The organism is Shewanella sp. WE21 (assembly GCF_002966515.1).
GTDB classification, from domain to species: domain Bacteria; phylum Pseudomonadota; class Gammaproteobacteria; order Enterobacterales; family Shewanellaceae; genus Shewanella; species Shewanella oncorhynchi.
In genome coordinates, this window is the sequence record NZ_CP023019.1 from 189,164 (window position 1) to 210,839 (window position 21,676).

At 43.0% G+C, this 21,676-nt stretch carries 15 protein-coding genes; 5 read left to right on the top strand and 10 right to left on the bottom strand.

The window, feature by feature from the left end; translation table 11 throughout:
- Window positions 1–137 precede the first annotated feature (137 nt).
- Window positions 138–1,811 carry a diguanylate cyclase gene (locus tag CKQ84_RS00775; RefSeq protein ID WP_105249757.1) on the bottom strand — a complete coding sequence of 558 codons (1,674 nt, stop codon included), beginning with the start codon at window positions 1,809–1,811 and terminating at the stop codon, window positions 138–140.
- 245 nt (window positions 1,812–2,056) lie between these two features.
- On the opposite strand from CKQ84_RS00775, the gene CKQ84_RS00780 reads away from it, so the two are divergent.
- The gene (locus CKQ84_RS00780) at window positions 2,057–2,908 is read left to right on the top strand and encodes a DMT family transporter (protein WP_105249758.1); all 852 of its coding nucleotides are present in this window, start codon (window positions 2,057–2,059) and stop codon (window positions 2,906–2,908) included.
- A gap of 63 nt (window positions 2,909–2,971) precedes the next feature.
- On the opposite strand, the gene CKQ84_RS00785 is transcribed toward CKQ84_RS00780, so the two are convergent.
- The 3 genes from CKQ84_RS00785 to CKQ84_RS00795 form a co-directional block, all read right to left on the bottom strand.
- Entirely contained in the window at window positions 2,972–3,511 is a 540-nt protein-coding gene (locus CKQ84_RS00785; protein WP_028760670.1) for a YfaZ family outer membrane protein, read from the bottom strand.
- A 151-nt stretch (window positions 3,512–3,662) separates the two neighbouring features.
- Window positions 3,663–4,196 (bottom strand): GNAT family N-acetyltransferase, encoded by a 534-nt coding sequence (locus CKQ84_RS00790; RefSeq protein ID WP_105249759.1) that lies wholly within the window; start codon window positions 4,194–4,196, stop codon window positions 3,663–3,665.
- Between the two features lie 91 nt (window positions 4,197–4,287).
- Window positions 4,288–5,658, bottom strand: a complete 1,371-nt coding sequence (locus CKQ84_RS00795; RefSeq protein ID WP_105249760.1) for a magnesium transporter — start codon at window positions 5,656–5,658, stop codon at window positions 4,288–4,290.
- A 151-nt stretch (window positions 5,659–5,809) separates the two neighbouring features.
- On the opposite strand from CKQ84_RS00795, the gene CKQ84_RS00800 reads away from it, so the two are divergent.
- A complete protein-coding gene (locus tag CKQ84_RS00800; RefSeq protein WP_028760673.1) occupies window positions 5,810–6,295 on the top strand; it encodes a glutathione peroxidase in 486 nt (161 codons plus the stop codon).
- 1,001 nt (window positions 6,296–7,296) lie between these two features.
- Here CKQ84_RS00800 and CKQ84_RS00805 read toward each other — a convergent pair.
- The 5 genes from CKQ84_RS00805 to CKQ84_RS00825 all read right to left on the bottom strand — a co-directional run bounded on the left by CKQ84_RS00805 (window position 7,297) and on the right by CKQ84_RS00825 (window position 14,454).
- Complete coding sequence (locus CKQ84_RS00805; protein WP_105249761.1) at window positions 7,297–9,150, bottom strand: M1 family metallopeptidase; 1,854 nt, start codon at window positions 9,148–9,150, stop codon at window positions 7,297–7,299.
- A gap of 613 nt (window positions 9,151–9,763) precedes the next feature.
- The gene (locus CKQ84_RS00810; protein ID WP_028760675.1) at window positions 9,764–10,735 is read right to left on the bottom strand and encodes a PstS family phosphate ABC transporter substrate-binding protein; all 972 of its coding nucleotides are present in this window, start codon (window positions 10,733–10,735) and stop codon (window positions 9,764–9,766) included.
- A gap of 495 nt (window positions 10,736–11,230) precedes the next feature.
- Window positions 11,231–12,529: a phosphate regulon sensor histidine kinase PhoR gene (gene phoR / locus CKQ84_RS00815; protein WP_105249762.1), complete on the bottom strand. Its 1,299-nt coding sequence runs from the start codon at window positions 12,527–12,529 to the stop codon at window positions 11,231–11,233.
- Window positions 12,530–12,609: 80 nt separating this feature from the next.
- The gene (phoB, locus tag CKQ84_RS00820) at window positions 12,610–13,299 is read right to left on the bottom strand and encodes a phosphate regulon transcriptional regulator PhoB (RefSeq protein WP_006085167.1); all 690 of its coding nucleotides are present in this window, start codon (window positions 13,297–13,299) and stop codon (window positions 12,610–12,612) included.
- Between the two features lie 186 nt (window positions 13,300–13,485).
- Complete coding sequence (locus CKQ84_RS00825; RefSeq protein WP_168823290.1) at window positions 13,486–14,454, bottom strand: porin; 969 nt, start codon at window positions 14,452–14,454, stop codon at window positions 13,486–13,488.
- Window positions 14,455–14,745: 291 nt separating this feature from the next.
- Here CKQ84_RS00825 and rdgC point away from each other — a divergent pair, with 291 nt between their 5' ends.
- Window positions 14,746–15,660 (top strand): recombination-associated protein RdgC, encoded by a 915-nt coding sequence (rdgC, locus tag CKQ84_RS00830; protein ID WP_105249764.1) that lies wholly within the window; start codon window positions 14,746–14,748, stop codon window positions 15,658–15,660.
- 170 nt (window positions 15,661–15,830) lie between these two features.
- Here the strand turns inward: rdgC and CKQ84_RS00835 are convergent, their stop codons facing one another.
- Window positions 15,831–17,642: a M61 family metallopeptidase gene (locus tag CKQ84_RS00835; RefSeq protein ID WP_105249765.1), complete on the bottom strand. Its 1,812-nt coding sequence runs from the start codon at window positions 17,640–17,642 to the stop codon at window positions 15,831–15,833.
- 134 nt (window positions 17,643–17,776) lie between these two features.
- Here CKQ84_RS00835 and CKQ84_RS00840 point away from each other — a divergent pair, with 134 nt between their 5' ends.
- Together CKQ84_RS00840 and CKQ84_RS00845 are read left to right on the top strand one after the other, a co-directional pair.
- A complete protein-coding gene (locus tag CKQ84_RS00840) occupies window positions 17,777–19,939 on the top strand; it encodes a lipopolysaccharide assembly protein LapB (protein WP_105249766.1) in 2,163 nt (720 codons plus the stop codon).
- 151 nt (window positions 19,940–20,090) lie between these two features.
- Complete coding sequence (locus CKQ84_RS00845) at window positions 20,091–21,647, top strand: GGDEF domain-containing protein (protein WP_105249767.1); 1,557 nt, start codon at window positions 20,091–20,093, stop codon at window positions 21,645–21,647.
- Window positions 21,648–21,676: the final 29 nt, after the last annotated feature.

The window sequence follows — 21,676 nt, forward strand, 5'->3', positions numbered from 1 at the left end:
CTCCAGTGTTGCATTGACTTAAAAGGGAATAACCATTTCTGCGTCAATGCGCCTTGGATTGAAATACCTGTGAGGCTCTGAACTGATTAGCTATTTAATGTGATTGGTATAAAACGATTATTTTAAATTTTCAATAGCTAGCTTAAATGTAGCCTCACATCGACACCGCGAGTATCTGCATACTCTTGACGACGCTTATCCATACGCGATTGATATAAGTGAGTGTCAGCAGAACGCAACCACTCATGGGGATCTGCGACCTCAGTGTTTAACGACATCCCAAAACTACACTGGCAATCTTTAAAACCATGGCTTGCTAATTCTTCACCTAAGCCACTCAAAGCACTCTGTAATAACTGGATACCAGCAGAAGGCGTCACAATCACAAACTCGTCACCACTAATACGATAAACCTTCATGTGCGCTAAGTCTGTTGCTTGCAATAACTGCACTATCAACAGCAATAATCTATCGCCTTCTTGATGGCCGAGTGTTTCATTGACACTTTTCAGACTATCGATATTCAATAGTGCTAACGCCATCGGTTGCACGACTTTATCGGCAAATCCTAATTGTGAGTTCATATATTCGTCAAAAGCATAACGATTACCGACTCGCGTTAATCCATCTAAACGTGCCTTTTCCCATGCAATCGCTAACTCTTCAATATGCGCCTTACGTTCCTCAGCAAGTAATTTCAGCTTATTCGCTAACGCTAAGGACAGCAGCAACGCATCGGCCGTGCCGCCCATCAGTGTCGCCAGCTCAGCATGTTCGATAAAATCAGGGGTTAACCCCATATTTCCGGGTAAAATAATCACCGCAGGCAACAGCAAGCAAGTAAAGGCAAGAATAAAATAACGCGCAGGAGCAAAGCCTTTCATCAAGCACACATTACCGCAAGTAATCGCTAAAGCAATCCATAGCATGATCAGTACAGAAGCAATAATTGCCGTATAGGATAACAACCAAATACTGGTCGGCAGAGCCACAATGCAGGCAAACATTAAATACTGACTAAGACGCCACAGCCGCGGAGAGTAACTAGGTAACTGCAGGAAGTGCTTGTAAAACATGATATTAAAAATGGGCAAACTGATGAAAAACAGATGATGCAACTCGAGGTAATGGAAATTAAATAAGTGTGCAGGCAAATGGAAAGTCAGTGCCCAGCCACCAAAATAGGCAAATACGTAAAGACCATAGTAGAGAAACGCTTTATCAAGAATAGAGATATAAATCAAAATATTATATAAAGCGATAAACAATAATCCGCCTAAACACAGCAGCACTGCCATTGCGAGACGGTCAGACATAAGTTGATGATCCGCCACACTTTGCAATGCTATCTCAGGGGGAGAGGAGTAATAACGGCTACTCAGCTTCACCACCAACCAATAATCCGTGCCCATATTCAAGGTGACCTTACGGCCATAATCGAATAAAAACTGGTATGGAGCAGTGTAGCCACTGTGGGCATGTTGTACGCTGCCGTCACTGCCGAGTATCCAATAATCTACGGATTCAATAATCGAATTACTTGCATCCACTACCCAGTTTGATTGACGTTGATTGACCATCACAGGTGTAATCATCCAATAATCGCCACCGGTTAAGCTGACCGAACTAGCTTCGTCGAGTAGTCCCATCCAATGGGGCACGGTTTCAAACCGCTCAGGAGGCTGTTGATCCGCTTTAGCATGGAACAAATACGGGGAGTCCAACGCAATTTCAGCGCTTAATACAGAGGGACTTAATGTCCACAAGAAAAGTAAAAAACACCCAAATAGAGTTTGTTTAAGTTTGTTCATCGGCTTATTTAGTTAAAGGGCCATAGATCATTTTTACAGCTATGAAGAAAATGCTAATGCTGTCAATCTTAGTCGATAGTTGGATTTGTAGGTTAACTTTATGGCTACATTTAGTTTTTTACAATCAGTTAGGCTAAATTAGTCGGATATACCATGCCTTATGATGCTATTTTAGTCTCAAAGTCCAAACTGCGGCATGAAATTCAAGATACACCTTAATACTGACTTATTTTTGCTGGGATCCTATGCAGCCTCTATTAATGATTTTAGCCGCACAACTACTGATTGCCAGCGGTAACCTATTGGTTAAGTTGCTTGAAACCAATGCGCCTGTTTTTCAACTGGTGCTCTACAGGCAATTATTTGCCACTCTGCTTGTACTGCCTTTTGTGTGGCACTTACAAGGTAATCTTAAACTGAGTCCTTTTTACAAAGTACATCTCGCCCGCGCGCTATTGATTGGACTGGGCAACGCCATTTTTATGCTCGCTATTTTGCATCTTCCGCTCGCAACAGTAACAGCCGTGATTTATACCTCACCCTTGTTACTGCTAGTGCTATCGGCCATTTTTTTAAATGAACGTATTGGTTATCGACGCACGGTCGCAGGTCTTATCGGCTTTAGCGGTATTTTGCTTATCAGCCAACCAACAGAATTTAACCTGTACATAGGTTTAGCCTTTTTCGGTGCCATGACATCAGCGTTGAATAGTTTGATTTTAAAGGCCTATTCGACCCATGAACATCCTTTTTCCATGCTCTTTTGGTCTAATGCCTTTGCGATGATATTTCTGATACCTGCGACCTTATACGAAGGCGCCGAATTTAGTTTACCAGTGGCGCAAGTGGGGCTGACTTTGGGACTATTTTACATTGCCATGACCTATCTCATCATCCATGCCTATCGACGTGCCGATGCGAGCCAAATGGCACCAGTAGAATATACAGGATTGATTTTTGCAGCCTTGTTAGGCTGGTGGATACTCGATGAAGAACTCAGCCTAGTGATTTTAATCGGTATTGGATTGGTCATTTTCTCATCCATATTACCAAGCTACAGTGAGCTAAAGGCGAAATGGAAAAGCCGGCGAAGTTAACCTCGGCCGGCTCTTTAATTCGACATCACGATCGCAATATAGCTAAATCAATATGCCTTGTGCTTAGAAACGGAATTTACCGCCAATATACACACCATCTTCGAAAGTAAAATTGCGGGCATCATCGTATTCGAAGGCAATCTTGCGGTAACCAACATAAAGTGCCATGTTTGGCGTTATACGGTATTGCACTTTTGAATCCAATTCATAATGACCATCAACATTGCCAAATGACAATACAGACGGTGCATAGTAAGCCGCAGCGTGCAGTGAAATATTGGGCCCCATTGATAGTGCATAACGACCACCAACAGAAACGGCACTGCCATTGGGTGAATAGTCAGACCAAAGCTGGCTTAACTGAGCACCAACCTCAAAGTGATGCACACCCGCATCATGGGTCATGTGCATTGCACCTTGAGCGATATGGCCGCCTTCATCCGCATAGATATAACCCAAAACTGCGTTAGTATCTTTGTTCAATTGCAGTTCTAACTCAGTTGAAACCACATCGTTGTTCAACCCAAGATTAAATTCTGACGCATTCACTTGCAGCGCTGCTGCACTCAATAATAAGACACTTGCTACTCTGAACTTAGCCATAAAAAAACACCTCAATAATGACTGTGGGTAATAGCCGCGGATCATACCGAATAAATAAAGAAAATCAGCCTATTTGCGTATAAAGAGGAATTACTTGCGAGGAATATACAAATGTAAAACAAGATGAGAACACATTAAGAACTAAGTCTTTTCACTTACAACACAATTGGACCACAGGGGTACGATCGCCAACTAAAGACTGCATTATCGCTTCAGCATCGACATTAACGCTTAAAGCTAAGTAATACCAACCCACAGTATTTCCCGTGCCACGGATACTCAAATAATTACGCCAAAACTGAAAACCTGCCTTCAATAAATTAGCTCGACTCGACGTGTTCTCGGCGCGAATAGTCGCATACAAAATCGACATTCCTAGGGCCTTTGCCACCTCAATCCGTTTATGAGTTAACCCTTGTGCTATGCCTTGACGCCGATAATGGGGCGACACCACCAGATAACCCAGTTCACCGACAGTGCCTTTATCGACAGTGCCTTTACCAGCTTTTATCGCGGCGCAACCGACTATCTCACCCTCGATAGTTTTCGCTAAGATCACCGCACGGGAATGGAAAAAGACCTGATGATCCAACGGATGAGCATTATCATCACGCCCATCAATTAATTGTGCCGCCAGCGCTAATTCTTCCGGCTTTTTACCTATAACAAACTGAATGTTATTCATATCCAGATTAAACCGTTAATGTTCCCAACATACGGTGAATGCACACCAAATTGCCGTGCATTCATCTTCCAAACTCACCCAAGAGCCCACGCTAAAGATATAACAACGTCGCCATACCTAAGAAAGTAAAGAAACCCACCACATCGGTCACAGTCGTTAAGATCACTGAACCCGATAACGCCGCGTCTTGATTAAACTTCTGCAACACCATAGGCACTATCACCCCAGCAATAGCGGCAACGGCCATATTAATCAATATCGCACAGCCAATCACTATACCTATCGTCGCTTCACCGAACCACCAGCCAGAGACTAAACCTATCACTATCGCCCACAAAAATCCGTTAACTATGCCAATGCCGAGTTCGTTTTTCATTAGCGAAAACAAGTTACCCGCCGAAATCTGTCCCATGGCCATACCGCGGATCATTAGCGTTAGAGATTGGCTCCCCGCGATACCGCCCATAGAAGCGACAATCGGCATCAACACAGCTAATGCAACCACTTGCGATAGGACATTTTCAAATAAACCAATAGTCGCTGAGGCAAGGAAAGCCGTCAGTAAATTGATCCCAAGCCATACAGCACGGCGCTGAGCACCTTTCATAATAGGGGCGAACAAGTCGTCGGATTCATCCATACCCGCTGTTGCCATCAACTGCGCCTCATAATGCTCACGCACTAATGCCGTTGCGGTTCGTAGCGTCACGCGGCCGATTAACTCTCCGGACTCATCAATCACAGGCAATTCAATTTCGCGGCTGTGCTCTATCGCTTCGGCCGCTTCCAAAAGACTCGTATCAGCGGATAACGCACGGCAGTCCTCAGACAAAAGTGAAATCAATAACTCATCGGGATTATGTTTAAAAATATCATAACGACGCACTGTGCCTTGATACTTATCCAGATCATCAACGATAAACAAATTGTCGTTACAATCGAGCTCTATACGGCGAAAGAAGCGCTGCGCTTGAGCAACTGTCGCCTTATCACTGAGCACCAACATTTGATGTTCGGTATAGCGGCCGATTTCATTCTCAGAGTATTGATCGTAGAGTTCGAATCGTTGTCGCTGACGCTCGCCCATCTGGGCCAAGGCACGATCGGTAAAACTTTCAGGAAGATAATCACTCCACTCAATTAAATCTTCAGGGCTTAATTGCGCAAATAACAGATCCACTTCATTGTCAGGCATCCGCTTCAGGATCCCCATACGTGGATCGGCACGCATTAGGCTCAGCACAGTCACTCTGTCAGCAAATTCAACTTGCTGCCAACGCTCATAACGCTCATCCAAGGGCAAGGACTCAAGCGCTAAGGCTATGGTTCCAGGTTCTGAGTCATTCAGAATTTCACTAAACACTTCAGCCTGTTCTTCGCCTTCAACTTCAGTGAGTTGTTGAACTACTTGCCCCACATCAGCTTGCATGTTTGTTTCGTATTCTGCGTCATTTTCTATCACACAGATGCCCTTTTCTTTAGCCACAAAATTGCTGTAACTATATTGATAATTAAGTAAATTAGCAAACCCACAAAATAAATTGCGCGCAATTATATTGCTGAAAATTATTTTAAGGTTTATGCTGTTTGGCTAAGATCCTACGGAGGTGAACATGACTACGAATATATACAGCCAATCAGCAACAGACATTCAAGGCAACGCGGTAAGCTTAGAGCAGTATCGGGGCAAAGTACTCTTAATCGTCAACACCGCCAGTGAATGTGGATTTACACCGCAATACAAAGGATTAGAAACGCTATATCAAGAATACAAAGATAAAGGATTAGTGATTTTGGGCTTTCCTTGCAATCAATTTGGCGCCCAAGAAAAAGCCGATGAACAAGGCATTCAAGCCTTTTGTGAATTGAATTTTGGCGTGACGTTTCCGCTATTTTCTAAAATAGAAGTGAATGGCGAACATACCCATCCACTTTATCAATACCTTAAGAAAGCCGCTCCCGGCGTATTAGGCACTCAAGGTATTAAATGGAATTTCACTAAATTTTTAGTTAATCGCCAAGGCGAAGCAATCGAAAGATTTGCATCAACGACAAAACCCGAAGCATTAGAAAGTAAAATTGCTGCTTTGCTAAAATAATTTAATCACTATCTATTTGAAATCTTGCAGTTTATAAAAATTTAGATTTATTTTAATTTTTTTATGGAACTTTAACCGTACAAGGCCCCTCAAATGTATTGAACAGTGAATGTCTTTTTCATGTTCATCATCTCCCAGGGGCTTCTAGCGCAGTCCCCTTGACCTAGGAATAGGTCATTAGGCAACCATTAGGTTGCCTTTTTTTATCCCTTCAATTTAGATGTAAAACAAATGTAACAACCAAGTATGAGCACGCAATATCTCTCAAAAACTTTTTTTTATCTTTTTTCTGATATCGGTGAACTTAATTAAAAATGGCGACTCTGAGTATAGGTAAGGATTAACGGATAAGATTAAATGCACCTTGAGAATGAAATATGTGAAGTCGCAGTTTCATGCACTCAAATGACACAGTTTCTGTTTTATCGCATTGAGTCGAATTGGTTGGTCGTTCATCATCATCTCCCTTTTGGGACGCAATAGAAAACACGCTAGCGCACTGAATTCTATTTGTATCCCGCACTGATTTCCTTGTGGCAACCTTAGGTTGCCATTTTTTTTGCTCAAATTTCAACAAGCGCTAACACTAGCTCAAAGATTAATAAATCTGGCACGCATTTAATTTTTATCCCCATGATTTTAATGTAAAAAATGTAACACTTAAGTGTAAGCACTCAGTATTCCCCAGAAAATATTTTTGAAACTTTTGGGATTTTTTTCTGATATCAGTGAACTTAATTAAAAATGGCGACTCTGAGTATAGGTAAGGATTAACGGATAAGATTAAATGCACCTTGAGAATGAAATATGTGAAGTCGCAGTTTCATGCACTCAAATGACACAGTTTCTGTTTTATCGCATAGAGTCGAATTGGTTGGTCGTTCATCATCATCTCCCTTTTGGGACACAATAGAAAACACGCTAGCGCATTGAATTCTATTTGTATCCCGCACTGATTTCTTTGTGGCAACCAATAGGTTGCCATTTTTTTACCTAAATTTCTATAAGCTGAGTGATTTGTCCAATTGAACTTGAATCGAAGGATGATAGCCTGCACGCGCCTTTGTATAGATGTCTTTTAATTCAGAGTGATATCCCGCAATTTGTAACTCAGCATAGAGTGGCCGCACAAATTTACCGCGTCCAATACGCACTAAATAGGCACTTAATGCCGGCAACACAGGATCATAATGATTACGAATAGCGACTCGAAACCAATCACAGGCAATTTCTGCATTAGTCGATTGGGTTAATTGGAAGGTTTCATCCAGATCCATCAATTGAACTTGACTAACGACTTCAGGTAATTGGGTCAGAAAATATTGCCAATGGTGCACTCGCCAATCTTTAACACTTAATCGGCCCGCTGCCGTTCCCTGTAGAAAACACGCCAGCGCATCATCAACTGTATCTAAACTCATGGATGTTGGTCCGCAATAGCCCTCAGGTAAGCCTTCACCATAAATCCACGTTAATAGTTCAGCTTCAGTGATTTTATCTGCGTGTAATTGCAGTAAAGTTTGTTTTGCGTACTCGACAAACACTTCGGTGGTAATGGCTTTAAACGCAAAATGATTCACATAAGTGAGTAAAAATTTATCAAACTCTACTCGCCCTAGCCTGCGCTCTAAATCATGGACAAACATCGAAGCCTTATCATAAGTAAAACGATTAAAGGCAAGATTAGGATCGTCCTGCTGCACATTAGCGGGTAAAGTTTGCTTACCCTTAGGCAAAGACGCTATTTCTTCTTTTAAGCGACCAAACTCTATTACCCATTCTAATTCTGCCTGTTCTTTGCCGTAGACTGCCTCGACAATACGGTTAGTAAAATAGGTCGTGAAACCTTCGTTTAACCAGAGATCACGCCAAGTCGCATTACTGACCAAATTGCCCGTCCAAGAATGCGCTAACTCATGGGCAACGGTTGACACTAAGCTTTTATCACCAGCAATGAGTGTGGGCGTTAAAAAGGCTAAACGCGGATTTTCCATTCCACCGAATGGAAAACTCGGCGGCAAGATAATCATGTCATAGCGGCCCCATACGTAAGGACCTAACAATGACTCGGCAACGTCGAGCATGTGTTCAGTATCTTCAAACTCTTTTGCGGCGGCCAACAACATGCTCGGCTCGGTATACACGCCGCATCTTGGACCTATCGCTTGAAAGGCAATATCACCCACAGCCAACGCCATTAAATGGGTCGGAATAGGCTGTTCCATCTCAAAGTGAAACACACCATTAAGTGGCGTATCGGGATGATTCATCGCGCTCATCACGGCGCGCATGCCTTTGGGCACTTGCACCTTAGCATCAAAAGTGATCCGCGCCTTAGGCGTATCTTGTAATGGGATCCAACTGCGGGCATTGATCGGTTGCGATTGACTAAAGAGGTAAGGTAACTGTTTACCCGCGGTTTGCTCTGGCGCTAGCCACTGTAATCCTTGGGCGGACGGCGAGGTTTGATAGTGAATATAAACCTGCTTGCAAAGAAATGCAGGTAAAGTGATACACAATTTTTGTCCGAGTATGGGGTCAGCTTCATTAAGCACAAAGTCGAGCGGTTCTTCATCCATTTCTGTTAATGCATTCACCCCCTCTGTAGCATTAAAACAAGTCACAGCGAGTATGGTTAGATCTCGACTATCAAGCCAAAGCTCTGTTACATCACACTCAAGAAAATCCAAGGACAGCGTCGCTTTAGCGAAAAGACGCTGCGCGTCAAAATCCACCATGACATCCAAAGAGACATGGGTCACTTGCACTTGTTCGGTATTCGCAAAAGAATGGTAATCTCGGGTTAAATCCCAAGGGGCTACATCAGCTAATGTACTCTTAGTTGGTTGCAACACTGTCGCCTCGATATTCAAGTTTTGAGCGGTATGTTCTAAATAGTGAGTTATGAGTTACCTTGCTGTGGTGACGGGCTTGATAACTTATCACTAATCATTGGGAGGTATTATCGACTGCAAATTTACTCAGAGGCAAATCGTAACTGAGCTCTAGAGCTCCTTAGGAACAAGTTTTTTGTAACAGTTCATCTTTGGGTGTAGGTACCGAGTTTGCAATAAGCTATCTCTAGCTTGCTGGATTTATCGGTAGTCACAGTAGAAGCAGCTAAAATTGAGACGTGCAAACTTGGCAAAAATCGAGTCAGCCTCTTTTTATAAAAACAAAATGCAAAATTATTTAAAATATTTCGCACTTTCCCTGAACTAATTTGATGATGCTAAGTCAGATATTATGAACCGAATCTTTGTAATGAGTTTCTTCGTTCATCATCATTCTCCTTTAGATGGTTTCTAGCGCGACCGTCCCAAGATTCCGAATTGGAATTTACAGCAACCTACTTAGGTTGCTTTTTTTATGTCTTTAATTTGGTCTAAATCCGACATCATCACACATTTAAAACCACAAAAACAAAAAGGACCTCCTAGGAGGTCCTTGATTAACAAGCCGTTTGACTTACAAGCGAATACCTACTTGCTCTAAATCTTTAGCAACTACGCTATTAGGCACTGGCACATAGCCATCTTTCTCTACCACTTGCTGACCTTGCTTAGACAACACATAACGCAGGAATTCTTTTTCCATTGGTGCTAAGTCTTTGTTTGGTTGCTTGTTCACGTAAACGTATAAGTAACGTGATAATGGGTAAGTACCATTAGCCGCGTTTTCAGCTGTAGCTTCGATAAACTCATTGCCTTTCTTAGCGATGGCAACAGCTTTAACACCTGCAGTTTTGTAACCGATACCTGAGTAGCCAATCGCATTCAGAGATTGAGAAACAGATTGCACAACAGAAGCTGAACCAGGTTGCTCGTTTACGTTAGCTTTAAAGTCACCTTTACAAAGCGCGTGCTCTTTAAAGTAACCGTAAGTGCCCGATACTGAGTTGCGACCGTAAAGTTGAACGTCTTTGGCAGACCAGTTACCGTCTAAGCCTAAATCGCCCCAACGTTGGATGTCACTGCTACCGCATTTGTGAGTAGAAGAAAAAATACCATCAACTTGCTCAACGTTTAAGCCTTTGATTGGGTTATCTTTGTGTACGAATACGGCTAAAGCATCGATAGCTACACGAATCGCAGTTGGTTTATAACCAAAATGCTTTTCGAACGCTTCAACTTCATTAGGTTTCATCTTACGGCTCATAGGACCGAACTGTGAAGTGCCTTCAGTCAACGCTGGTGGCGCAGTAGAAGAACCCGCCGCTTGGATCTGAATGTTGACGTTAGGGTACATATGTTTAAATTCTTCAGCCCAAAGTGTCATCATGTTGGCTAAAGTATCTGACCCTACAGATGATAAATTGCCAGATACACCGCTCGCTTTTTCATAAGTAGGCAAAGATGGATCAATCGATGCCATCGCAGTGGCAGAGAATACACCAGCGGCTGTTAGAGTAATCGCGCCGACAAGCTTTTTCAGTTTCATTATGTGCTCCAGTAGTAAGCTAACTAATTTGTAACTTAAGTTTCTTCAGACGCAGCCAGTATCAATCGCTACAATGACAATTCTATGTCCGTGATATGACACTTAAATGACAATGCACTATTTATCGCTTTTTTCTGTCATTAATACCAATCACATTAAATATCTAATCAGTTCAGAGCCTCACAGGCATTTCAATCCAAGGCGCATTGACGCAGAAATAGTCATTCATGCAACACCGGAGTGGGGTGTCTGTGTGGCTCCCGAAGGGCGGCTGATGTTCACTACATGGCAACGCGCTTTATACTGCGTTAAAGGCTTTCGACAGAGCACCACTATGCCTTCAAGCCTTCGCCTTGTCTAAAGCGTGTTGAATCCCCGCTGAATGAACAGATATTTAATACTATTGGTATAATAAAGACTCAATAAACCTAGAAATAAAAACAGGCCCTAATGGCCTGTTTTTATTATTTATTGTAAATATTTCACTCACACATACTATTTCTTACGTTCGATAAGATGCAAAGGGATAATAAAGCTAAAAGTACTGCCTTTACCGACTTCACTGCTGATTTTAAGCTTACTGTGATGGTGGTTAAGCGCATGTTTTACTATCGCTAAACCTAAACCACTACCACCAGTTTGCCTTGAGCGCGCACTGTCTACCCGATAAAAGCGTTCCGTTAATCGACCAATATGCTGAGCCGCAATACCTTCACCCGTATCCGTTACGCTAAAGATGGCACCCGTAGCCACACTGCACCACTGCACTGTAATTTTCCCGCCAGGTTCTGTGTAACGAATCGCATTAGAAATCAAGTTAGAACAGGCACTTCTCAGCTGCAATTCATTGCCGTGAGAATCAAGTCCAGGCTCACAATAGAAACTCAATTCATACTTATCTTGTGCCAGCGCCTTAGCTTCCTCCTTGAGCACCTCCATCAACTGCGTCATATTCACAGTGTTTTCGAGGTTAATATCCGCCGCATCTTCAATTCGCGATAACATCAATAGCTGTTCGACCATAGATTGCATTCGTCGTGTCTGCTGCTGCATCAATGCTAACGGCTTGACGTTCATCGAATCAGGCTCAGCCATGCTTTGCATCATTTCGAGGTAACCCTGTAGCACAGTGAGTGGCGTTTTTAATTCATGCGACACATTGGCGACAAACTCTTTACGCATTCCCTCAAGCTGACGTATACGAGTGATATCCCGCGCAATTAACAGTAGCTGCCTGTCACCGTAAGCCATGATACGGATTTCAAGCAAACGCCTATCCGATACCGGCGAAGGTAACTCCAGCGGCTCTTTGTATTGTGCGGATTTAATGTAAGCAGAAAAATCAGGATGACGGATTAAATTATCGATTCGTTGACCATTATCCTGTGGCCACACAAAACCGAGAATGAGTTGCGCTAACTTGTTGCACCATAAAATATTATGTTCTGAATCAAGCACGACAGCGGCATCGGGTAACGCCTCTGCACCTTGACGAAATCGTGCCAGCAGTGCGGCCAGTTGACCGACACGTCGACGATTCTTCCCTTGAAGGCGATAAATACCGTTAAATACACCTTCCCAGCTCCCACTGCCCTGCGGCGGCGTGAGTTTCCTATCCCGCCATAACCAAAAGTTAAGCCGTGATAATTGTCGGTAATGCCAGCAAACTAACCCTAGCGTGCCGATAAAGAGTATCCAGAGAAGTTTCCCTACCAATAAACCTATTAGCGCGCAAAGCAGTAGATATAAACCTAAGCGCGTAAACAACCGATACCCTGAATAAGAGTCAGACATAAATAAACCCAAACATCAGGCTAAATAAGAGGAGCACAAGATAGCGTAAAAGCTAACTTGTGCCTAACAGTTATTCAGCACTAAATGCGTGTAGAGAAACGATAACCAGCGCCACGAACCGTTTGGATCAAGCGATCATGACCAGACTCTTCAACGGCTTTACGAAGGCGTCTGATATGCACGTCAACGGTTCTGTCTTCAACATACACATTGGTGCCCCACACATTATCGAGCAGCTGTTCACGGCTGTAAACACGCTCAGGATGGGTCATGAAAAAGTGTAATAAACGAAATTCGGTTGGGCCCATATCTAATACAGTTTCACCCACACTCACCCTGTGACTCACAGGATCGAGCATTAAGCCCTGTACATCAATGGTTTCTTCTAAACGAGTCGGTGCACTGCGACGCAATACGGCTTTAATACGTGCGACCAGCTCTTTAGGGGAAAAAGGTTTAGTGATGTAATCATCGGCGCCAACTTCGAGGCCTTTGACTTTATCTTCCTCTTCACCGCGGGCGGTTAACATAATGATCGGAATTTGGCGCGTAAACTCATCTTGCTTTAAGCGTTTCGCCAATTGAATACCACTTCCGCCAGGAAACATCCAATCCAATAAAATCAGATCGGGGTAAGGCTCCTTTAGCAGCGCAATGGCCGAATCAAAATCTTCCGCCGCAGAGGTTGTAAACCCATGCTGTTCCATTACAAAAGTCAGCATCTCGCGGATGGCCAACTCGTCTTCTACTATCAATATCCTTGCAGTCATAAGTGATTTTCTGTCAGTGAATGTCAACACGGCTATTATTAGTCATTTTTATTACAGATTTATGAATAAGCACGCCGCTTGAGCTATATAGTAGTAATATTTGTCATAATAAGTTTATATAACTGTTTGTTTATAGCAATAAAAAAGGAGGCTATATGCCTCCTTAATTGAGTTTTAATGCTAGATTTAGAATTTGTGTTCTAAGCCAACACCAATGTATTTGTCATCATCTGTAGACGCTTCTAACGAGCGGTTCGTGTAGAAAGCGAATAGTTTAGTTGGCTTACCTAAACTGTAGTCTGCACCTACCGACCATGAATCACCAAGTTCTTCCATATCTTGGAACTGAGCTTTTAAAGTAACAGCATCGATATCATAGGCAGCGCTTAATAGATAGCCGTTAGCACTTTCTGCAGTGACTTCAACTGGCATCGACGTTGCAGAATCAAATTTATAGGTTTGCTCTTGTTGCTGGTACATACCACCCAGTTTAATACCGGCTAACTTAGCTTGTAAGCTGGCACGAACAATCTCATATCCAGACACATCTGAGTCATAAGCAAGAGATGCATAAACGGGTGTTTTCTTCAGTTTCGCATCACCATACATGGCCGCTAAGCTAAAACCATCTTGAGCAAATTGACCTTTTACATCATTTCCTTCGGCAACATAGGTAACACCAAATACAAAATCACCAAAGGAAGGCGTAAGGTAAGTCGCCGTTTGAGCAGCGCGAACTTCACCCTTGAACAGCTTACCTAAGTCACCTGAAAGGTCGTTAAACTGATCAACATCACCTTGAGAAATTTTCAACAAGGTATCATTACGACCTACAGAGAACGAACCAAATGCACCTTTCAAACCAACAAATTGGTTACGTGCAGTAAAGTTATCGCTTGATGCTGCACCTGTATCAACTTGATATTCCACTGTGTAGAAAGCTTCCAGCGAGCTAGACAGCGCAAAATCACCCTTCACACCAAAACGAGAAGCATTACTTTGAATAGTTGTTGTAGCATCACCTTTCTCATCATTTGATTGAGCAGTGACATTCAACTTACCATAAACAGTCAGTGGCTCAGCGGCATTAGCTGAAGCCAGAGTTGCAGAAGCTAGCGCAGAAGCAAGTAGAGTTTTACAAAAAACGTTCATCATTTAATCCTTTCGACGTTATGTTCGTCTTGGTTATTGGTTTGGAACGACCGAAAGTTTGCAATGAATGTGTTTCAATTTTATTTCAATTGTGACCATTAACGTTGGCGTGCAAAAAAGCTGACGCGAAGCCAGGCATAAAACCCAGTAAAAATGCTGGCTGCAGCTAAGCTAATTATTATGTTACAGTTTAATGAATTCTGACCCTCAGTTAAAAATCAGCTATTGAACACAGGTTTACCCCGTCCAAACTATGCCGTAAACTGCCACTTTAATTCTCAATGGGCGCCTCTTATGTGGTTTAAAAATCTTACTCTTTATCGTTTCAATAAACCTTTTGCCGTCGAAACCGAAGCGCTAGAAACTGCGTTGGCCGATTTCACTTTCTCCCCCTGCTCAAGCCAAGATGTCAGTAAATTTGGTTTCTCAAATGCGTTAGGCAAAAAAGGCAGTTCTTTGGTCCATAGCGCTGACAATCGTCATCTGATCTGCGTGACTAAAGAAGAGAAAATTCTGCCAGGCCAAGTCATCAAAGAAGCCTTAGAAGAAAAAGTGGCTCTCATTGAAGATGAAGAAAATCGTAAACTGGCGAAAAAAGAAAAAGATGCGCTAAAAGATGAAATCATCACTAGCCTACTGCCACGTGCTTTCTCGCGCCGAAGCCAAACCCACGCCTTGATTTTGCCTGAGCTAGAAATGATCCTCGTTGATAGTTCAAGTGCCACTAAGGCCGAAGAATTATTAGCGTTATTACGTAAAGCTCTCGGCAGTTTACCTGTGATCCCACTGAGCTTTAAAGCGCCAGTCGAATCCAATTTAACTGAATGGTTAAAACTTGGCAGCGCACCATTACCCTTTGAAATGCAAGACGAAGCCGAGCTAAAATCTGAAGCTGATGAAGGCGGAATTGTGCGCTTTAAGCAGCAGAATTTGAAAGAAGACGAAGTGTTAGCTCACTTAGCTACAGGTAAGCAAGTACACAAGTTAGCGCTGCATTTCGGCCAATCGATTGCACTATTATTGCAATCAGATGCTAGCGTGAAGCGCCTTAAATTCTCTGAAGAATTTAGAGCAGGGAACGATGAAGTCGGCACTGACGATCCTATGGCCCGTTTAGATGCAGACTTTGCCCTAATGGGCAGCGAGTTAGTCGCCTTAATGCATGCACTCGTGGCCGCCCTTGGTGGACTCGAAGACGCACAAGTTTAAGCAGAAATCGTTAAGCAGACGAGATCTGCAATTCGCTTGTTAGACTGAGCCGTACAAGATAAGAAAAGGCGCCACATCAAAATAATGGTTGCGCCTTTTTTGTGACGATTTTACTTTAGGTGGCTTTAAGACAAAGGCATTTAGATGCTAAATATGAAGTCCTAACCACATTAAGCTTTAATCGCTAACTCGCCTTTATTGTCAAACGGCCAATCAATGCCTAACCAAGTCTTGAAGAAAGCTTTTTGCTGTTTAGTCGCTTTTGCATCCCCCTTGAGCACTAGCTTACCGCTTTGCTGCTCGCCAAGGATGAGCTGTACTTGCTTGATTTTATCGTTGCTAAATAATATCACCTCTACACTATCGCCAACCTTAAAGTCTTTGATGCGCTTATAGAAACCCGCAGCAGTCACCTTGAGACCATTAATCGCTAATACTTCATCCCCCGCAACTATGCCCGCTTGCCAAGCAGGACCATTACGCAACACTTGGTCTAACACTAAAGAGCCATGGGTACTGCTCAAGGTCATTCCCGCAAATGCCTCAGCTTTTGAATCTTTACCATAGGACAGATTTAACCCTGCCTGTGATAATAATTCTGGGAAATCTAAACTCATGGGACTATTCACATTGGCTTGCCACCAAGACGCATAATCTTTGCCAGATAAGTCTTTAAGAATGTACTGAACATCACTAACACCATAGCCTTTTGGTACGCGATGATCTTGATATAAACGACGGTGCACATCGCGATATGAATACTTAAGCTCGGAGTCTTGCAGCAATGAAAAATCTAAGGCTAAAGAGGTTAAGTAGCCCTCTGAGTAAATATTTACACTGTGGTTAATAGCATAATCGCCACCGATGCTGCTCCACTCCCCTGCACTCGCCTCTGCCACAGATTGAGTTTCACGACCCGGATTGAGTTGGTTTTTCTCGACGCGCTTGGCTAAATCTTCGAGGAACTCTTTAACTGTTATCACTCCTGCCCGCAGCAGCAACTGATCTTGAAAATAACTGGTAGAACCTTCAGCCATCCACAGTAATTCCGTCATGTTTTCATGTTGATAATCGTAGGGAACTAATCCCTCGGGGCGATAAGCCTTCACGTTCCAGGTATGGATAAACTCATGGGATGCCGTGCTAATAAAGCGCAGGTAGTCCTTGCGTTCACGGAAACTAAAGCGCGGCAGCTGAATAACAGTAGAATTTAAATGTTCTGTCGCGCCACTGGCACCACTCGTTGCATGCACCATATACACGTAACGTTCAAAAGGATAATCATCCCAAATCACCTTGGCTTGACCGCTTAAGGCTTTAAGATCTTTTACTATTTTATCCGTGTCATAGTTACCTTCCCCCCAAAACACCAATTCATAGTTTTTACCATTAGCACTAAATTGTTTATGGGTACTCACACCAGTTTCAATCGGGGAGTCGATCAACACATCATAATTAGGGGCAATAAAGGAATGAGCGGCCTTACCCGATGACATCCCAGAGTAACTTTGCCAATTTTTAGGCACTTTTAATTCTACGGATATTGGTTCAGAGCGAAATTGCGGACTGTACATGAACACACCGCTAGCATCCAAATAGGCATGGCTCGCGTCAATATGGCGCACCCTTTGGCCTAATTCATTAGCGTACAATTGATAACTGACGGTAACACGGGTTGGCTGCGTGAGCGCCACTTGCCATTCACCGCTCGCGGTGCGCTTCCATCGCAGTTCATGACCTTGACTATCTTTAGCACTAAATAAGCGCACACCATCGGCCAAAGGCAATACTTGATATTTGCCCGTCCGCCACACAGGGAGATTCACCGTAAAATCGTTCGTCTTCACTTCAGGAAAAGTGACACTCACTTGGGCAATATGGTGTTCGGGTTTAATAAGGTCGATTTGGTATTTCACATCGGCCAATACTTGACCCGAAAATAATGCGCTCAATATCAAGATTGATAGTCTGTTGGGTTTCACTCTTGCTTCCTTCTGTTATTATGCTTCTTATGATTTTTCCAAGTATAACAAGTCGATGTAGCATCCTCATTAGGCGCTAACAAAAGCTAACAAAATAAGTTCCTTGACTAAAGGAATGAGGAATCACAGTTCAAATGCAAAAACTCACGGTTATTTTATTTACTCTGTTGCTGTCACTGCCTTTTACAGTCCAAAGCCGAGATCTCGAAGCGGATGAGGTTGAGTTAAGAGAATCACCGCAGCAAATGTATGATGCACTCAACAAAACGATTTCCTTTCCCCTCGCATTTCAAAACCGTGACCAATTTGAGCGCGCAGCCCAAGAGCAAGGCTACAATCCACTCGAATTTGAACAGATTTTGTATTTACTGGCCCGCCTCAATATGGAGCCAAACGTTAAAACCAAGGTCGATTTTCAAAACGCAAAAAGCTTGATTGAACTCCTATCGACTGCGGCGCAATCGCCCTATGAACTTGCCATGATCGCCATGTTAAATGGCCGTTACCTTGGCCGTACTGAACAGAAATATCAAGAAGCGATTGGTCTTTATAATGAAGCGCTCACCCGCATCAACGACAGCTATGACATCGAAGCATTAATTCTTAAACACAATATTCATGAACATCTAGGTGGCTTACATTTATTGATCCGCCAAGAAGTGCCAGCACTGATGCACTTCCACACATACCGCGACATTGCCTATAAACTCAGAAACGACTACTTAATCGCGGCGGCTGAAGCGAGGCTTGGCTTTTATTACAACTTTAATCAGCAGCTTACAAAATCATTACAGCATTATAGTGAAGCGATTCGGATCTCCAATCGTTCTAATTACCCTTCAATGAAAACCAATCTGCAATTGCAACTTTCAAAGGTATACCGTGATTTAAAACAGTGGGATGAAGCGCTTAAAAACGCTCATGAAGCCGCGGCTGGCTTTAAAAAAATGGGCAATGACACTTATCTTTCAAGTTGTATGACAGTGATCGCTATGGTCTATGGCGAACAAGGGGATTGGCATAAAGCGATTGATTACTACCTAAATGCCCAGCAATTAGATGCAAAACGCGGTAACTACATCGCACAGGGCCTTAATTTTCATAATTTAGGACAAGCCTACTCAAATATTAAAGACAATGTTAACGCCCTAAAATATTTACTGATGGCCAATCAAATATTCAAAGAAAAACAAAGCCATCACTATCAAGTTTATAACGAACTCTTAATTGGTGAAATCGCCCAAACCAACCAAGATTGGCCGCTGATGATGGCCCATGCCGATATCGCATTAGCACTCGCGGTCGATTTAAAACTGGTCGATGAACAAAAATCCGCACTCACCCTTATCGCCTCGGCGGCGCAAAAATTAGGTGAATTATCAAAAACCATCGATGCCCAAGCCCGTATCATTGAGCTAAGTAAAAAGCCTGCGGAGACAGATAAAGACTCCCCAGTGTCGGCCTCTGCCCTTGCAGAGCAACAGCTTAAACTTGAGCTCAACATGCTACAGGGAAAACTCGTTGAGACAGTGAAAGAAAGCAACAACACTCACACGCTACTGCTCATTTGCAGCCTTATTGCCGGACTCTTGCTGCTAGTGATTATTTTCATGCTACAAAATCGCCGCAAAATAACGGCTAAAAACGCGGCATTAACTCAATTAACGCTACAGGAGCCCTTCACTCACAATTTAGGGTATGCCGCATTATTAGCGCACTTAAGCCATAATCAAAGTCAGGAATCCACAACGGCACTCGCGATTATCGCCTTCCCCACCCAACTTACGGCGGATCTGGACTACGGCCAATATTTTAGTGATGCAGTAACAGCGCAAATTGCCAATCATCTAACGGATGCACTCGCAGCATCTGTTTATGTGGTACGCCAAGGGGTATTTGCGGTTCGGTTCACGCAACCTATTGAGCCGACACAAATACTCAGCCAAGTACGCCTGAAGCTCGATGAACAGCAAATCACACATCATTTCCGTCTTGGCTTTGCGCATTTGCCACTTTTAGCGAAATCAGAAATTAAAATGGCCGCGAAATTAAAATTTGAAACAGTGCAGATGGCGCTTGCCTGTGCCCGTAGTTTAGGTGGCAATAACGACTATTATGTCGCTCTCAGAGCCCTCGACTTTGTTCCTTTGAGCTTATTTGCAAATCCGTTATTTTTACACCTTGAAAAAGGCATTGAGCGTGGATTAATCAGATTAGAGACCAACGGCAATAAAGAGGATGTTCGCTGGCCTTGCTGGGAAAATAACCAAGATAGGCAATTACTGGAAAATATTTGATCAATATCGGTAATTAATCACAGAGTCACAGGTAAATCGCATTTGCACTCTACGCCCAGTGTTATAACATTAGTATCATATGAGTTAACAGCTAATCTGGACATAGGATTGTCATGTTTTTTAGCCTTGCAGAGTTAGGACAATACTCAGGATGAAGGATTCAAGCGCTACAGTTTCACAACTTGCCTTGCTGCAACAGAAACTCCATTCGGCCAAACTTGCCCTTGATGAAGTTAATGAAGATAGAAATGCAAAGTTACAGACATTACTCCAATTTATTGGTCACTTAAGCCTCGCCTGTAAAGGGCAAAATCTTGAGCTGGATAATAAACTCGCCAAACTTCGCCATAACTTAAATACGTTTGAGCGAGTCGATGAGGCATTGCCAGAATTAGTTGATGTCGAGCGCCTGCTAAAAGGCCAATATCACCATGTGATGGTACAACTCGAAGAGAGTCGTACTGGTTTGTCACAGGTGATCCGTCAGATCCAACGTGTTAACTCTGCACCTGAAAAGCTCAAAAAAGAAGTCAATTACTTCAAGCAAGATCTGGCTAAACCTTTTCATACTGTATGGGAATATATACCCAAAGTTAAGCAAATCATTGGCTTCTACGAAACCATATTACAGCTACAATTTAGCGAATCTGAAAAACTTGATGTCTTACCAAAGCACAGGCAGCTAGCCCATGAGCTGGCGCAGATGATTTCAGAAATCGAGTTTCGTAAAGATCAACGTGACCAAGTATTAGTGATCAAAGAAGTACTCTCTTCTGAGATTGAAGTTGATAGCTTGCTCGAAGCCTACCAAACCATTTTAGCGTTATTGCTTGATAACATCGCCCGCGAGAAATCGGCATCCCAAGAGTTTTTGTTTGCGCTCAATGATGCCTTAGCCGCGGTACGTGAGGTGGTGAGCGAGTCTTACAATCACAATCAACGTAGCTTCCAATTAAAAACCCAGCTGAATCGTGAGATTAACACCCGCGTCGATAACGCCGGTGAAATCATTATCGATGTGGAAGACGTCGTTGACCTTAAAGCTCAACTAACAGAGCAACTTAACTCTATCCGCTCGGCATTAGCCCGTAAAGAAGCCCTAGAGCAAAGAGAGCAAGCTCTGCTGCGCAAGTCGATGGAGACAATGCGTAAAGAGCTTAATGAGTTAAGTAGTGAGGCTAACACCTACAAAGAGCGTTTGTTTGAACAACAAAAACTCAACTTACTCGACAGCTTAACTCAATTGCCTAACCGTGCTGCATTAGAAGAGCGCATGGAGCTAGAATACCGTAACTATCAACGACATAAGTCCCCGTTGTGGGTTGCCGTTGCCGATATCGATCACTTCAAAACCATCAATGACAGTTTTGGCCACAGCACAGGTGATAAAACCTTGCAAGTTATAGCAATGGCATTGAAAAACTCCCTGCGAGATACAGAATTTGTAGCCCGCTATGGCGGTGAAGAATTTGTACTGCTATTACCTGATGTGGCCCCTGCTGATATCGCTCAACTTTTAAACAGAGTGCGCGAGAAAGTAAAAAATATTCCATTTAAATTTAAAAATCAGAGAATTACAGTTACAGTATCTATAGGGGCTGCGCAAGTTATGGGAAGTGAACTCATACATGAGACCTTTGAACGCGCCGATGCAGCACTCTACAAAGCGAAACACGAAAGCAGAGACAGGGTTGTGATTGACGTATAATTAAGCCCCACTATACGCCTCCTCTAATC

Coding starts and splice junctions, on each gene's coding strand:
- CKQ84_RS00775 (WP_105249757.1), bottom strand. CDS start 1,811: ATGAACAAACTTAAACAAACTCTATTTGGGTGTTTTTTACTTTTCTTG.
- CKQ84_RS00780 (WP_105249758.1), top strand. CDS start 2,057: ATGCAGCCTCTATTAATGATTTTAGCCGCACAACTACTGATTGCCAGC.
- CKQ84_RS00785 (WP_028760670.1), bottom strand. CDS start 3,511: ATGGCTAAGTTCAGAGTAGCAAGTGTCTTATTATTGAGTGCAGCAGCG.
- CKQ84_RS00790 (WP_105249759.1), bottom strand. CDS start 4,196: ATGAATAACATTCAGTTTGTTATAGGTAAAAAGCCGGAAGAATTAGCG.
- CKQ84_RS00800 (WP_028760673.1), top strand. CDS start 5,810: ATGACTACGAATATATACAGCCAATCAGCAACAGACATTCAAGGCAAC.
- CKQ84_RS00810 (WP_028760675.1), bottom strand. CDS start 10,735: ATGAAACTGAAAAAGCTTGTCGGCGCGATTACTCTAACAGCCGCTGGT.
- phoR (WP_105249762.1), bottom strand. CDS start 12,529: ATGTCTGACTCTTATTCAGGGTATCGGTTGTTTACGCGCTTAGGTTTA.
- phoB (WP_006085167.1), bottom strand. CDS start 13,299: ATGACTGCAAGGATATTGATAGTAGAAGACGAGTTGGCCATCCGCGAG.
- CKQ84_RS00825 (WP_168823290.1), bottom strand. CDS start 14,454: ATGATGAACGTTTTTTGTAAAACTCTACTTGCTTCTGCGCTAGCTTCT.
- rdgC (WP_105249764.1), top strand. CDS start 14,746: ATGTGGTTTAAAAATCTTACTCTTTATCGTTTCAATAAACCTTTTGCC.
- CKQ84_RS00840 (WP_105249766.1), top strand. CDS start 17,777: ATGCAAAAACTCACGGTTATTTTATTTACTCTGTTGCTGTCACTGCCT.
- CKQ84_RS00845 (WP_105249767.1), top strand. CDS start 20,091: ATGAAGGATTCAAGCGCTACAGTTTCACAACTTGCCTTGCTGCAACAG.